The sequence below is a fragment of the Magnetococcales bacterium genome, assembly GCA_015232395.1.
In the GTDB taxonomy this organism is placed as follows: Bacteria; Pseudomonadota; Magnetococcia; order Magnetococcales; family JADFZT01; genus JADFZT01.
In genome coordinates, this window is record JADFZT010000040.1 from 1 (window position 1) to 13,235 (window position 13,235).

Below are 13,235 nucleotides of genomic sequence, written 5' to 3' on the forward strand. Positions count from 1 at the left end.
GTCACCACCACCTGAAGTGCCAGATCGGGGGCTTGGGCGATCTCCTTCATCACCCAATAGAGGTGGCCATATTCGGCGCGAGTACCGGTGACGACGCAGATTTTAGGGGGGGGAGTGCTCATAATAGGAGGATTGTGGCATCCTGCCCGGAAAATTTATAGAGCCCGAATGGCTTTTAGAAGAGTTGGCAGTTGGGTGGAGGGATTTTTTGGTTGAATGAGGTTGCTGGAAACTCCTACTTGTAAAGCACGTTCTTCAGCCTTTTCCCAACCATCGGAACAGGACTCAAGAAGATCAAAGATTTGCTTGTTTCCCTTTCCATAATCATCCATCTTGGACTTCATGCGAAGTTCATTATCAATCAATCCATCACAATCGTTATACGGCGGTTCAAAAAAACCAAAATGCAGTAAAAACCAATACTCTAGACAGGGTGTCGTAACGATGGAACTACATGAAATTTTTTCACCAAACAGGTTACCCTGGAGTCGACTGATCGCTTTTTGAAAAGACTCCTTTCGAGAAAAACTTATGGCCGAATCTCCATCAAAAAGACAATAGACTGCTTCATATGGTGTCCCGCCTTTCTTTTCAGATCTTTGCTCTGCATTAAAAATCGCCACCGCACTATTTACCACATTATTTGGGTCAGTTCCAAAATGGCTTTTAACAACATTTATCTGATGTTGCTTTTTAAAGAATTTGTCTCGAATCAAATCAGTCAGATAATTTACTGCACTTTCACTATCCTCACAGACGACAAGAATCCGCTTGGGAGTGGCACGTTTTTTCCGATGACTCCTTCCGAGGCGGACTTCTTTACGTTTGGTGTGTTCCCGTGCCGAACTTTTGCCAGTACCCGGAACTGTCTTTCCCCGGCTCATTCCTCTGGACCTTTCCGTTTTTTCCGGCCCGAGTCAAGCCCACTTTTTCCCACCAGGCGGGGCAAAATCGGCAGAGCACCATATCGACCGTTTAAATAGCGTTTTTGAAAGGCATACTCTTCTCTGACATCAAAATCAGAGATGGGATAGAGTTCACTTCCCAGATCATTCCCCTTTTCAATCATCCATATTTGATCCCGCCGAAGCAGGTCACTATCGAGTAAAGCAACATCGTGGGTGGTGGCGATCAACTGGGCACCCTGAGGATTGGTCCTTGTATCGTGGACCAAATCGAACAGGGCGCGGACCAGTTTGTGGTGGAGACTGTTGTCCAGCTCATCGATAAATAACACCAACCCCTGGTTTAGCAACTCCAACCAGTACCCTGCCAACAAAAACATTTTGTGTGTTCCGACCGACTCTGCATCCCAGGGCCGTTTTATCAGAGAGGATGTCTCTCCTTCTACGATTTTGGACGATGCGGCCATATAACTCCCGATCGTAGCGCCATCCAAAACTTTTTGATTCATCATCACCCTACCGCCCTCAAACCGACCAAGAAGCTCTTTCATAGACGGTGCCCCCCAATTGGTCCTTGGAATAATTTCCACATCAATGTCCAAATGAGAAATACTGGCATCGGCAAGCTTTAAAAAGACCAATGCCCACTCACGCCCTCTTTCCTCGCGGCAAGCCTCCCATGTTTTAACGGGCAATACGCTCTCTTCTTCACCTGGAGTATCAATTCGAATCCTCAATTTATCCCGAAACCACCCAAACACTGGCTCCATGGAGGGGCTGTTGAGCTGAATGGCGGTAGAAAGAAACAAAGCATTATTGCGGGTTTTTTCCTGATAAAGCGTGAGATTCCGTTTACCTTCCATCTTTTGTATGGCAGGACAGTTCCAAATTTCCTCACCACTTTCAACATCCCGGCCACGCTCGATCCAAGTGCGTTTAGCCTCTCGCTCCCCTGCCTTCCCGAAGCTATAGAGCCACTCTTCCTCCACTCGCTCCTTGGTGGCGGTAAAACCATACTGATAGCGCACCTTATTCGAGATAAACACCACCTCAAAGAGACTCGGCTCCCCTTCATCCTCTGGATCAAACAAAAAAGGATCCACTGGAATAGGATCCCCGGATTGCCATTTGGCCGACTCCACCACGATCTTTTTCATCACCCCCATCGCCTGGATCCAGTTGCTCTTGCCAGCAGCGTTGGGGCCGTAGATGACTGATGATTTGAGAAGCTTGGGGGCATCCCGACGCCCGGTTTCAATACAGTGCTCCGGATGCTCTTTGAAGGGAGTCACGGCCACCATGTCCAAGGTCTGGGGTTCCTGGAAGGAGCGAAAGTGGCCAACGGTCAACTGGATCAGCATGTCAGATTCCAAACAAGAGGTGAATTTCACCTTATAATGGAAATTTTGCAGAAAATTTGCAAAATTTTTCCTCCTAGGAAAAAATCAATCCACTGAAAGCAATGAAGGAAATTTATTCTCCCCTTTTAATACCCCTTTTTTTCATAGCCAGCACTACCGCCAAAAATAACCAGAGAAGCTAAAAAAACAATCATGTTATCATGGCAGCTCCAATCAAACAGGAGCCAAGTGATGGAAGATATCGACCGGCTTAAATCACGCAAACTGCTCTGCCAGGCACTGAATAATCCTGAGGCTAATTTTCGGGAGGGGCAGTGGCAGGCGATCACTCAGCTGGTGCATCAAAAATCCCGGCTGCTCATGGTGCAACGCACCGGCTGGGGCAAGAGCCTGGTTTACTTCCTTGCTACCAAGCTCCTACGGGATCGCGGGGCAGGCCCTACCCTGTTGATCTCTCCCCTGCTGGCACTCATGCGCAATCAGCTGGAAGCTGCCAAACGCCTCGGTGTAATGGCGGCTACCCTCAATTCAGCCAACAAGGATGAGTGGGAGCCCATTCAACAAGCTCTCTTGAACGATTCGTTGGATCTCCTGCTCATCTCCCCGGAGCGACTGGCCAATGAATCGTTCCGGGAAAATATTCTCATGGAAATCGCCCAAACCATCGGCCTTTTCGTGGTAGATGAGGCCCACTGTATCTCCGACTGGGGCCACGATTTTCGACCGGACTATCGACGCATCACCCGTATCCTTCAAGCACTTCCCTCCAACCTCCCGATGCTGGCCACTACCGCCACTGCCAATGACCGGGTCGTGGGAGATGTGACCGAACAGTTGGGGCCAAACCTGCAACTGATCCGTGGTCCCCTGCGCCGAAACTCTCTCTATCTACAAAACATTGATATGCCAGAAGCGGCTGATCGGTTGGCCCTTCTGGCTGAAAAAATCCCCAAAATCCCTGGCTGTGGCATCGTCTACACCCTCACCGTCCAGGATGCCCGGCAAGTAGCCGACTGGCTGCAACAAAACCAAATTGACGCCGAAGCCTATTGGGGGGGATTGGATACCCCTATCCGATTGGAACTGGAAGAGCGCCTGCTGAAAAATCAGATCAAGGTTTTAGTGGCGACCAGTGCATTGGGCATGGGATTCGACAAACCGGATCTGGGGTTTGTCATCCACTATCAACGCCCCCAATCAGTCATCCACTACTATCAGCAGGTGGGGCGTGCCGGACGTGCCATGGAGCAGGCCTTTGGGTTTTTGTTGAGTGGTGACGATGACGATGAAATCATCGACTATTTCATCCATAACGCCTACCCCAAAAAACGACTCATACAGGAAATTCTCGCAGCCCTGGAAGAGTCTCCAGAGGGACTCAACATACGAGAGCTTGAAAGATGCACCAATTATTCCTTCGGTGAAATCAATAAAACCATCAAAATTTTAGCCACCGAATCCCCCGCCCTGATCGCACCACATAAACACAGCTGGTATAGAACAACAGCTCCCTATCAACCAGATATGGCCAAAACAAACACGTTGATCTCTCTGCGCATGCAGGAAAAGCAGCGCATGATCGACTATCTTCACCATGACAAATGCCTGGCGGTTTTTCTCGCCGCTGAACTGGATGATCCCGATACAACCCCCTGTGGCAAATGTGCTCCCTGTCGCGGCAAACCCCTCATGAGGGAAAATCAATCAGAAGCCAAGGTGATCGAAGCCCAGCAATTTTTGGAACTGACGGCCCTTCCCATTCAGCCGATCAAGCAGTGGCCAAAGAGTGCCTTTCCCAAGTATGGCTGGCAGGGAAATATTGCCAAGGAACTACACATGGAGGAAGGGCGAGCATTGTGCCGCTGGGGAGATCCCGGGTGGGGCAGAATGGTCCGGGATGGCAAACAAAAACAGGGACGCTTTGATGATCAGCTGGTGGTGGCTATGGCCGAGATGATCCGGGAGCGCTGGCAGCCAGAACCCATGCCCACCTGGATCTGCCCCATTCCCTCCACCAACCACCCCCGGCTGGTATTGGAGTTTTCCGAAAGGTTAGGCCAAGCTCTGGCGCTGCCAGTGATCGCCTGTGTGGAAAAAACCAAACCCACCCAGCCCCAAAAGGAGATGCAAAACCGCTATCAGCAAGCCCACAATCTGGATGGTGCATTTCATATTGAGGCGCTGGTGATGCGTGATGAGCCGGTTTTGTTGGTAGATGACATGGTCCATTCCCGTTGGACCTTGACGGTGGTGGCTGCATTGTTGCGCAATAGAGGTTCGGGGCCGGTTTTTCCGGTCACCCTGGCCCAGGTCATATCCCGTTGAATGGATCCCTCAGGAGTGGAATTCAGTGGCAATCCCATCCCATATATTGAGCCCGGACGCCCAGGTAACCCTGCTGTTGTGTGGGGTGTTCGGTGCCAAAAATGAAGCTGTCAAACCCCTCCCCCCCAAAGGATTCAACGAAGTAGCCGCCTGGTTGCGGGAGGAAAAACTCCGGCCCGGGGATCTCCTGACAAAAAAAGGGGAAAAGCGGCTCTCCAAAGCAGCTGGGGATTCAGTAATTCTGGAAACCGCTCTGAAACTCCTCAAGCGGGGGGCGGCCCTGGCGTTGGCTGTGGAAGCGTGGAGCCAGCAGGGGGTGTGGGTGCTCTGCCGGGGCGACAAAGCCTATCCCAAACGCCTGCGGGAGCGCCTGGCTGCTGCGGCCCCTCCCCTCCTCTATGGCGCTGGTAATCCTGAAAATCTCTCCAAAGGGGGCATCTCCGTGGTGGGCTCCAGGGCAGCCTCTGCCCAATCCTTGGCCTTCACCCGACAACTCGCCATGCGGGCTGCCGGAGAACGTGTTCAGATTATTTCCGGGGGGGCCAAGGGGGTGGACCAGGAAGCGATGCTCACCGCGCTCAACCAGGGGGGGAGCTGCGTGGGGATTCTCGCCGACAGCCTCACCCGGGAAGCCCTCTCCAAAAAATATCGCACAGGCCTTCAGGAAGGTCGCCTCACCCTCATCTCCCCAGTCAATCCCGAAGCGGGTTTCAATACCGGGGTGGCCATGGGGCGCAATCGTTTTATCTATTGCCTGGGGGATGCCGGGGTGGTGATCCATGCCACCCCCAAAAAGGGGGGTACCTGGCAAGGAGCCCAGGACAACCTGAAAAAAAGCTGGGTGCCCCTGTTGGTGTGGGACGGCTATGCCCTTCCCGATGGCAACCGGGCGTTGATCAAGCAAGGGGGAACGCCCCTGGGTGAAAAAATATTTGATCCCGATTTTAAGCTCCATCAGCTCTATAAACCCAACGATGATAAGGAAGAATCCAGCCAACCAGCCGCTGACGCCATCCCTGAACCTGCCACCCAAAACAAAACAATCGAATCAAACCCCCAAGCCGCCCCTCCCGATGCACCGCCCCCCACTCAGGAGAGCACCAAAACATCCCCCCCGGATTTTTGGCATGATCACGTCTGGCCCACCCTGGAGCCTCTACTCACCACGCCACTCACCAGCGCTGAAGTGGCTGGAAATCTGGATGTGGCCATCGGTCAGGTGAACAAATGGCTCAAGCGGGGAGTGGATGAAGGCAAACTCCACAAGATCAACAGCCCCGTTCGCTACCACCTGGCCTCCCTGGCCGGGAAGCAGGGGACATTGGGTTTTGATGAGCCATAGCCTTGGCTTATGGAGCGATTTTTGTGGTTTCAGATGGAGCGACCGGATAAGGTACTGTTATTCGACTCATCCGAGGAGTTCCCTGTGGCCCAAGATGATATCCACACAGCCAAAAACCTTATAAAAGGACGCCCATTCGGCATTTTGAAAAGAAATAGTCGCGTGGATAAGGTTTTTCCTGCTCCCCTTCTCGAAAAGGAGCCTTCTGCCTGGGGAAGCAGCTGATTAGGGCTATTTTTTCCAAATACCCATGCCCTGTTTTGAATACAGCAAAACCATTTTTCCATCTCATTGTCCAAAAATTCATTCAACCCTGCACACCATAAAAAAATTTTGCACTTTGGCAGCTACCCTGCAGGTCAAACAGCCGCTGCCTGGATGAAGCAAAAGTCCTGAGTGAGAGCCATCCCACCAGGATCACCCTGAAACAACGCCACCCCTATCGGGAAACCACCTATGGATACCATCTTGGACTATTCCGGCCCCATCGAGCTTGCCCCCGGGGTCTATTGGGTGGGCTATTCAGATACCTTTGCCGGACTCAACTGCAACCCCTATCTGATTGTAGATAACGGGGAGGCGGTGCTGATTGATGGGGGAAGCCGACCCGACTTCAGCACGGTGATGCGCAAAATTTTGCAAACCGGCATCTCTCCGGAAAACATCCACACCCTCATCTATCAACATTTTGATCCGGATCTGTGTGGCTCCATCCCCAATTTTGTCGATATTATCGGGCGTGACGATCTGAAGATCATCTCCAAGAAGGAAAACAACCCCTTCATCCGCCACTATTCGGACGCGACCACTCCTCTGTGCATCGACACCCTGGGTAGGGAGCTGGTTTTTGGTTCGGGCCGCAAGCTGCGTTTTATTCCCACCCCTTACGCCCACTCTCCTGGCAGCTTCATGACCCTGGATGAGCGTTCCGGCACTCTTTTCACCAGCGATCTTTTGGGTTCCATCAACCTGGGAGCCAATTGGCAACTGGTGCAACAAACCCACGAAATGTGCCGCCATTGTGAGGAGCCCTATCCCAGCAATCCCACCGAAAAGTGTGAACGCGCTGAACAGCTCTGCATCTGGTCCGGTCTTTTCTCCTTCCACCGCACGGTGATGCCCTCCAACGCCGCCCTGCGACATGCCATCGCCCAAATCCGCGCGGCTAATCCCACAATGGTCGCTCCACAACATGGCTCCGCCTTCGACCAAAAATCGGATATCGAAAAGATTTTAAATCGCCTGGAGCGGTTGGAGGAGGTGGGCATTGATGGGGTGATTGATCGTGAAAGGAGAGGTTGATTCCATGGCGACCCAAAACCTCCTGCACCAGGCCATGGCGCGACTGGGGCCCGATGATCCCCTCTATATCGATATCGCCGACCTGTGGATTTCCAATAAGGCCGACGCCACCGACAAGGCGATCAATGATCGGCTGCTGCGGGAGCTGGTGGTGGAGTGCGCCCGGGCGGAACGCAAACTCAAGTCACTGCTGGAAGAGAATGAATTCCAACGGGAGCTGATTCGTTACAACGCCGAGCAGCTGAAAGAAACGGTCAAGGAGCGCACCCGGGATCTGGTGTTTTCCCAAAAAAAGCTCAAATCCCTGGTGGAGCTGGGTATTGCCCTCTCCGCTGAGCAGGATATGGATGTGTTGCTGCAAAAAGCGCTTTTCGGGGGCAAGGAGTTAAGCCACGCCGATGCCGCCACCCTCTACATGCGTACGGATGACGACCAATTGCGCTTTGCCATACGCTCCAAATCAGACGATCTTCCCAGCTTCACCGTACCCCTGAAAAACCCCCAAACCGGCCAGCCCAACTATCACCATGTATCCGCTTATGTGGCCCTCACAGGCAAATCGGTGATCATCGACGACATCTATGCCGAAAAACGCTTTGATCTGACCGGCACCCACGCCTTCGATAAAGAGAGCGGCTACCGCTCCATCTCCATGCTTACGGTGCCTCTTCTCCCCCGGGGCGGCAGGCCGATCGGTGTTTTGCAGTTGATCAACGCCATAGACCCTGAAACCGGGGAGGTGATTCCCTTTGATGCCACCATCCTGGGATTTGTCGAAGCGATGGCGGCTCAGGCGGCGGTAGCCCTGGATAATCTCCGTCTGGCCAAGGCCCAGGAAACCCTCCTCACCTCCGTCACAGAGATGGTTGCCAGCGCCATTGACACCAAGAGCCCCTATACCGGGGGCCACTGTGAACGGGTACCGGAAGTGGGGCGCATGCTGGCTGAAGCCGCCTGTAACGCCACCCAAGGCCCCTTTGCTGATTTCAAGATGAACAAATGGGAGTGGCGGGAGTTTCACCTGGCAGGGTGGCTCCACGACTGCGGCAAGGTTTCCACCCCGGAATATGTGGTGGACAAAGCCACCAAGCTCGAAACCATCTACAACCGCATCCACGAGGTACGCACCCGTTTTGAGGTGTTGCTGCGGGATCGAATCATCGACTATCAAAAAGGATTGTTGGCGGGGGGAGATCCCCAACAGCTGAAGGAAAAGTTGGAGCATGAGAGCGCTGCACTCAAGGATGACTTTGACTTTTTGGCGGAGTGCAACGTGGGGGGGGAATATATGGCTCCAGCCAAAATCGAACGACTCAAGCAGATCGCCACCACCCCCTGGCAGCGTCATTTCAGTGATCGCATCGGGCTTTCCGACATCGAATCCCGGCGTCTGCGAAACACCCCTGTTCCGGAGCTGCCGGTTACTGAAAACCTACTGGCCGACCACCCCCATCACATCGTCTCCCGGGAGGAAATCCCCCTCTCCTTCGATACGGAAAAATTGGGATTAAAGCTCACCATACCCAAACATCTCTATAACTATGGGGAGCTTTACAACATGGCCATCCCCAAAGGAACCTTGACCCCGGAAGAGCGTTTCAAGATCAACGAACATGTCATCCTCTCCCTGAAGATGCTCAATCAGCTCCCCTTCCCGGAAGAGATGTCCCGGGTGGCTGACATTGCCGCTTCCCATCATGAAACCATGAACGGTACCGGCTATCCCCGAAAGCTCTCCAAAGCGGAGATGCCCCTCCAGTCCCGCATCATGGCTATTGCCGATATTTTTGAAGCCCTGACCGCTCGGGACCGCCCCTACAAAAAGCCCAAAAAGATGAGTGAGGCGCTCAAAATTCTCAACATCATGTGTCGGGAGCAACATATCGACGAAGAGCTGTTCGATCTATTTATCGAAAGCGGCGTGTGGCAGGAGTATGGGGAGACTTTCCTCCATTCGGAACAGCTGGATGTAGCGGATGCCAGCGCCTTTCTCAGCCGCTAACGGGGGCTGGCAAATCGGATTCCCATGGAGGCGCTTGGGGTCAGGCTCTTTTTTTTCTACAATGGTGCCTTCCCGTTCCATTCATCCTTCCACCTTCCGGACCCGTACATGACCATCCACAGCCCAGCCCACCCGACCATTTTTTGGCCTTCCCAGCTCCTGCCCCTGATCGAGCAAGCCCCCTCCACGGCTGACCTGGCCACTCCAGAGCAGCTGGCACTGGTGCAACAAATGGCCGATGGGTTGCTGGAGCATCGGCCAGAAGCGTCCGCCATCGAAGCGTTGGAAAAAAAAATGGCCGACCATCGCCCGGACTATCCCCTGGCAGCACATCTGGCCATCAAGCTCGCCCGCTCCAGGCAAGCTTTGGAATCTCTGGAAACGCCCCTGCACCTTTCCGTCATTTTTGCCATCTACAAGGAACACACCCGGATTTTGACCCGGGAGGAGCATCCCCACGGCGAAAATTTTTTGCGCACCAAAATCGATCAGCTCAACTGGCTTTGCCAGGGATTGGCGGGAGTCACCTGGGAGATGGTGCTGGTGGATGATGGCTGCCCGGAAGGAAGCGGCGAGCTGGCGCAAAAAATTCTCTTGGAAAAACAGGATCAGGAGAACGTCCGGGTACTGTTCCTGGCTGAAGCGATCCGGATGGGACTACCGGTCACCGATCCGATGGTCACCACCGACGATAGCCGCAAGGGAGGCTCCATCGCTTATGGTTTGTGGGAAGCGACCCGTGAGCCCAAGCCCAATCAGGTGGTGATCTATACCGATGCCGACCTCTCCACCCATCTGGGGCAGTGTGGGCTGATTGCCGAGGGGATCGTCAAGCAAGGGGCGGATGCGGCGATTGGCTCCAGGCGGGAACCCCTCTCCATTGTGGTGAAGGGGGGCAGTCGCAACGAGCGGGGGAAACTGTTTATCTATCTCTGGAAACGGATGTTGCCGAACTTGGCGGAAATCATCGATACCCAGTGCGGTTTCAAGGGGTTTCGTGCAGACGTCGCCAGAAAAATCGTACAGGGGTTGACCGAAAAAAAATTCGCCTTCGATATCGAGCTACTGCTTAAAGTACAGCTCAACCGCCCAGGTGCCATCGTCAAAATTCCCGTCGCCTGGATCGACAGCGAAGCGGCCTCCACCACCACCGAGTTTCAACCCTATCTGAAAATGCTGAAGAGTATCACCGGCTTCTACCGCACCTATCTCCCCCCCACCCCCCACGCCGAACCCTATGCGGAGTTGATCGAACAGATGGATAGCGAAGGGTGGAAGCGGCTGCTCGATCCAGTACCGGAAGGCATCGTCCAGCGTGAACCCATCGCCTTCAAGGATTACCACGGCGTCTCCGCCCAAATGCTGGCCCGCATCGCTGGGGTCAATCTCTCAGGATAGCCATCCACACTGCCTTCCAACTCTGTCAGCTTAAAAATCGTCTGCCGATTTTTTCCAGGACAGAGACGATCCAGACGTTCAGGGATTGCTGGTTGCGTGCGGCGCTAATCGCTGTGTGGGTTCAGCGGGAAATGGACTGGCCTCCGTTCACTTCCAAGCTCACGATCTTTCGGAGTGCTTTTAATCTCGATCAACCTCACTTGGATTTCATCCTGCTCCTGGGTACTCATGGAACATCCTCTTTTGCTACCTGGATATTTCTGATCGCCTTCATCAACCCAGGCACACGTTTTTCAACAACCTGCCAAATGATCTCCAAATCGATACCAAGGTAATCGTGAGCGAGAACATTCCGGAATCCGGATAAAGTTCGCCAGTCGACTAAAGGGTTGGCCTGCTTAAGATCCGAGGAGAGTTTCTGACTCGATTCTGCCATGATCTGGAGATTTCGAAGCACTGCATCCTGAATGAGGCTTGATCGGAAAAAATCTGCTCTGCCCCCAGCCACATATTCCGAAATCTTCTGAAGGCAGATCACCATATGCTCCAGATAAACGCTATCCTTATTCATAAGGGAATCGCCATGGAGACCACCTCCTCACGGATGGCACGATGCAATCCCTTCTCCGTGACCAGATCGACTTTGCGCTGCAACAGATCCTGCAAATCCATCAACAGCGCCCCCATATCGAAATAATCCCGCCCTTCCCCCAAAGCCACGAGAAAATCCACATCGCTCCCATCACCAGCATCCCCCCGAGCCATGGAGCCGAACACACGGACATGGTAAACCCCGTGCTTTTCGGCCAGCTCCAGGATGGTTTTCCGATGTTTGGCGATCAGGGGGTGCATTTTATTTCGACTCAGCCTCCCAGCACCCCATAGCGCCCCACCCGGGCCTCCTTGCGGGCGGCTTTGAGGAGGGTGGCGGGGGTATCGCCATTTCGGGGATAGGTGGCAGCACCGATGGCTAGTTGGGGGGTGACCGGGCCTGCGTCAAGAGGCATATCCTCCCCCAACACCTCCCGGAATTTTTTCAGAGTCAGCTCCAGCTCCTCATCACCGGCAAATCCCGGAAAAAGCACCCCAAACTCGGAGCCGGTCAAACGTGCTGCGGTGTCGGTGTTGCGGATCAAGGATTCCAAACGTTTGGCCAGCTCCCGCGCAGCACCTGTCCCCGCCCGGTTGGCGAAGGTGTGGTTGATGAAGGGGAGGTTGTCAAACTTGACCACCAATATCGCCAGGGTCTCCCCACTGCGGCTGTGGCGACCGATTTCCACCTCCAGGCGATCCCGAAACAGCCTCGCCCCCGGCAGCCCGGTTCTAGGATCGGTCAGGTTGGTCGCAGCAGCGGGATGATCGCTGGGCAAGGTTCCCTTCAAACCGGTGAGGGTTTCACACAGACGCAGAAAAAACAGCTCGTTGGGAAACTGCCGGAAGGGAAGCAGCAGCAAATCCTCTTCCCCCTCTGCGGTCACCCCCTCCTTCAACCCCAGCACCAAATCCGGATCTTCATGATAAAAACCCTCGACGCTCTCCCAGGAGACAAACTGGGTCGACTCCTTGGATTTGATGGCGACGCCGTCCATCCCCATGCGCACCTCTCCTCGGCGAGGGAGAGGAAAAATCACCGGCTCCTTTTCTGCCAAAGGAGCGGTGGCCTGTTTCATCAGATAATTACACCAGCTCTCTTCCGCCGCCCGGGCAAAGAGATAGTTGACCATGGGCTCGCTCAAGGAATCCGCATGATAATTCGTCCCACTCATCTCAAACAGAATCCCCCCTCGCTCATCCTTCCAGGTAAAGGTGACATTGTCCTGGTCTACCTTCTGATAGAGAAAGTGCTCCCCCTCCACATGGTTGCGGTGGGTTTTAACCAGTTGCACGGCATTGGCAAAGCGAAAGGAGCGAACCCGAATCGGTCCATCCATATCCGAACGGCTCATAAAAACCATTCCCTCCTCCCCCACATAGGTGCAGGTGGAGCGGGAGTGGGTCTCGGTCCAGCCATAAATCACCGCCACCACTGTCGCCACCACTGCCAGGCTCATCACCAAAGGGGAATAAGGGAGGGACATGGTTTGGATCACCACCCCGGCCAAAACCACCATTCCCACCCCAGCTCCCCCGGCAATCATCTGCCGTTTGGCTCGGGGCATGCCGGGGTCGTTGTCATATTGCAGGGAGCTGTAGGCGCTCAGGATCGGGCCGATATCCGAAGGGGGTTTGCCAAACAGATGGGGATAGCTGGGTTCGGGTTCGATTTCGGTTTCGTCAGCGAGGTTTGCGTCTGGGGTGAGTGGGTTGGAACGATCAGGGGTAGTCATGACTTTTCCTTTGCCATCGCCAATGCCGGGGCTAAAAAAAGCATCTGAAATCAGAACACTTCAAGCCCCACCTATCCAAAACACCAACAGAAGGCCAGAGATCGAACCACGGCGGCAAAAGTGGCGCATCCGCCAGAAGCCCAAGGAAGCCCGCATCAGCCCCCATCCAGGCCTTCAATCTGGCCGTCATTATAGCCTGATTCAAACCCAACCCGTTATCTTTTTCGACGCTTTCTCAGCTGTTTTTTCAAGCTGTTTCAAAAAAAACCCTCC

General features: G+C 53.8%; 11 protein-coding genes. 5 read left to right on the forward strand and 6 right to left on the reverse strand.

All coding sequences use genetic code 11. The features are described 5' to 3' along the window. The 3 genes from HQL52_11945 to HQL52_11955 form a co-directional block, all read right to left on the reverse strand. On the reverse strand, positions 1-122 hold a 122-nt coding region (locus HQL52_11945), incomplete at its 3' end, for a UDP-N-acetylglucosamine 2-epimerase (hydrolyzing) (protein ID MBF0370158.1). Between the two features lie 33 nt (positions 123-155). After that, a complete protein-coding gene (locus HQL52_11950) occupies positions 156-884 on the reverse strand; it encodes an RloB domain-containing protein (GenBank protein MBF0370159.1) in 729 nt (242 codons plus the stop codon). Continuing rightward, positions 881-2,266 (reverse strand): ATP-binding protein, encoded by a 1,386-nt coding sequence (locus tag HQL52_11955; protein ID MBF0370160.1) that lies wholly within the window; start codon positions 2,264-2,266, stop codon positions 881-883. Before HQL52_11955 ends, HQL52_11950 begins: the two co-directional genes overlap by 4 nt. Positions 2,267-2,497: 231 nt before the next feature. Between HQL52_11955 and HQL52_11960 the strand changes: the two genes are divergently transcribed. From HQL52_11960 to HQL52_11980, 5 genes are all read left to right on the forward strand, one after another. Then, positions 2,498-4,591: an ATP-dependent DNA helicase RecQ gene (locus tag HQL52_11960; GenBank protein ID MBF0370161.1), complete on the forward strand. Its 2,094-nt coding sequence runs from the start codon at positions 2,498-2,500 to the stop codon at positions 4,589-4,591. Positions 4,592-4,616: 25 nt separating this feature from the next. Beyond that, entirely contained in the window at positions 4,617-5,933 is a 1,317-nt protein-coding gene (locus tag HQL52_11965; protein ID MBF0370162.1) for a DNA-protecting protein DprA, read from the forward strand. Between the two features lie 456 nt (positions 5,934-6,389). Next, on the forward strand, positions 6,390-7,235 hold the full coding sequence (locus HQL52_11970; protein ID MBF0370163.1) for an MBL fold metallo-hydrolase: 846 nt from the start codon (positions 6,390-6,392) through the stop codon (positions 7,233-7,235). Between the two features lie 343 nt (positions 7,236-7,578). Further along, entirely contained in the window at positions 7,579-9,237 is a 1,659-nt protein-coding gene (locus tag HQL52_11975) for a GAF domain-containing protein (protein ID MBF0370164.1), read from the forward strand. Positions 9,238-9,345: 108 nt separating this feature from the next. Beyond that, positions 9,346-10,635, forward strand: coding sequence for a hypothetical protein (locus tag HQL52_11980; protein MBF0370165.1), 1,290 nt, complete (start codon positions 9,346-9,348; stop codon positions 10,633-10,635). Positions 10,636-10,861: 226 nt separating this feature from the next. Here HQL52_11980 and HQL52_11985 read toward each other — a convergent pair whose 3' ends face one another. Genes HQL52_11985 through HQL52_11995 form a run of 3 tightly spaced genes read right to left on the reverse strand, consistent with a single transcriptional unit; the run spans position 10,862 to position 12,962 of the window. Further along, entirely contained in the window at positions 10,862-11,206 is a 345-nt protein-coding gene (locus tag HQL52_11985) for a DUF86 domain-containing protein (GenBank protein ID MBF0370166.1), read from the reverse strand. After that, a complete protein-coding gene (locus tag HQL52_11990) occupies positions 11,203-11,487 on the reverse strand; it encodes a nucleotidyltransferase domain-containing protein (GenBank protein MBF0370167.1) in 285 nt (94 codons plus the stop codon). The genes HQL52_11985 and HQL52_11990 overlap by 4 nt, the downstream gene beginning before the upstream one ends. An 11-nt stretch (positions 11,488-11,498) precedes the next feature. Further along, on the reverse strand, positions 11,499-12,962 hold the full coding sequence (locus HQL52_11995) for a diguanylate cyclase (GenBank protein MBF0370168.1): 1,464 nt from the start codon (positions 12,960-12,962) through the stop codon (positions 11,499-11,501). Between the last annotated feature and the right edge of the window lie 273 nt (positions 12,963-13,235).

Coding starts and splice junctions, on each gene's coding strand:
- HQL52_11975 (MBF0370164.1), top strand. CDS start 7,579: ATGGATGTGTTGCTGCAAAAAGCGCTTTTCGGGGGCAAGGAGTTAAGC.
- HQL52_11990 (MBF0370167.1), bottom strand. CDS start 11,487: ATGCACCCCCTGATCGCCAAACATCGGAAAACCATCCTGGAGCTGGCC.
- HQL52_11980 (MBF0370165.1), top strand. CDS start 9,346: ATGACCATCCACAGCCCAGCCCACCCGACCATTTTTTGGCCTTCCCAG.
- HQL52_11950 (MBF0370159.1), bottom strand. CDS start 884: ATGAGCCGGGGAAAGACAGTTCCGGGTACTGGCAAAAGTTCGGCACGG.
- HQL52_11995 (MBF0370168.1), bottom strand. CDS start 12,962: ATGACTACCCCTGATCGTTCCAACCCACTCACCCCAGACGCAAACCTC.
- HQL52_11955 (MBF0370160.1), bottom strand. CDS start 2,266: ATGCTGATCCAGTTGACCGTTGGCCACTTTCGCTCCTTCCAGGAACCC.
- HQL52_11970 (MBF0370163.1), top strand. CDS start 6,390: ATGGATACCATCTTGGACTATTCCGGCCCCATCGAGCTTGCCCCCGGG.
- HQL52_11985 (MBF0370166.1), bottom strand. CDS start 11,206: ATGAATAAGGATAGCGTTTATCTGGAGCATATGGTGATCTGCCTTCAG.
- HQL52_11960 (MBF0370161.1), top strand. CDS start 2,498: ATGGAAGATATCGACCGGCTTAAATCACGCAAACTGCTCTGCCAGGCA.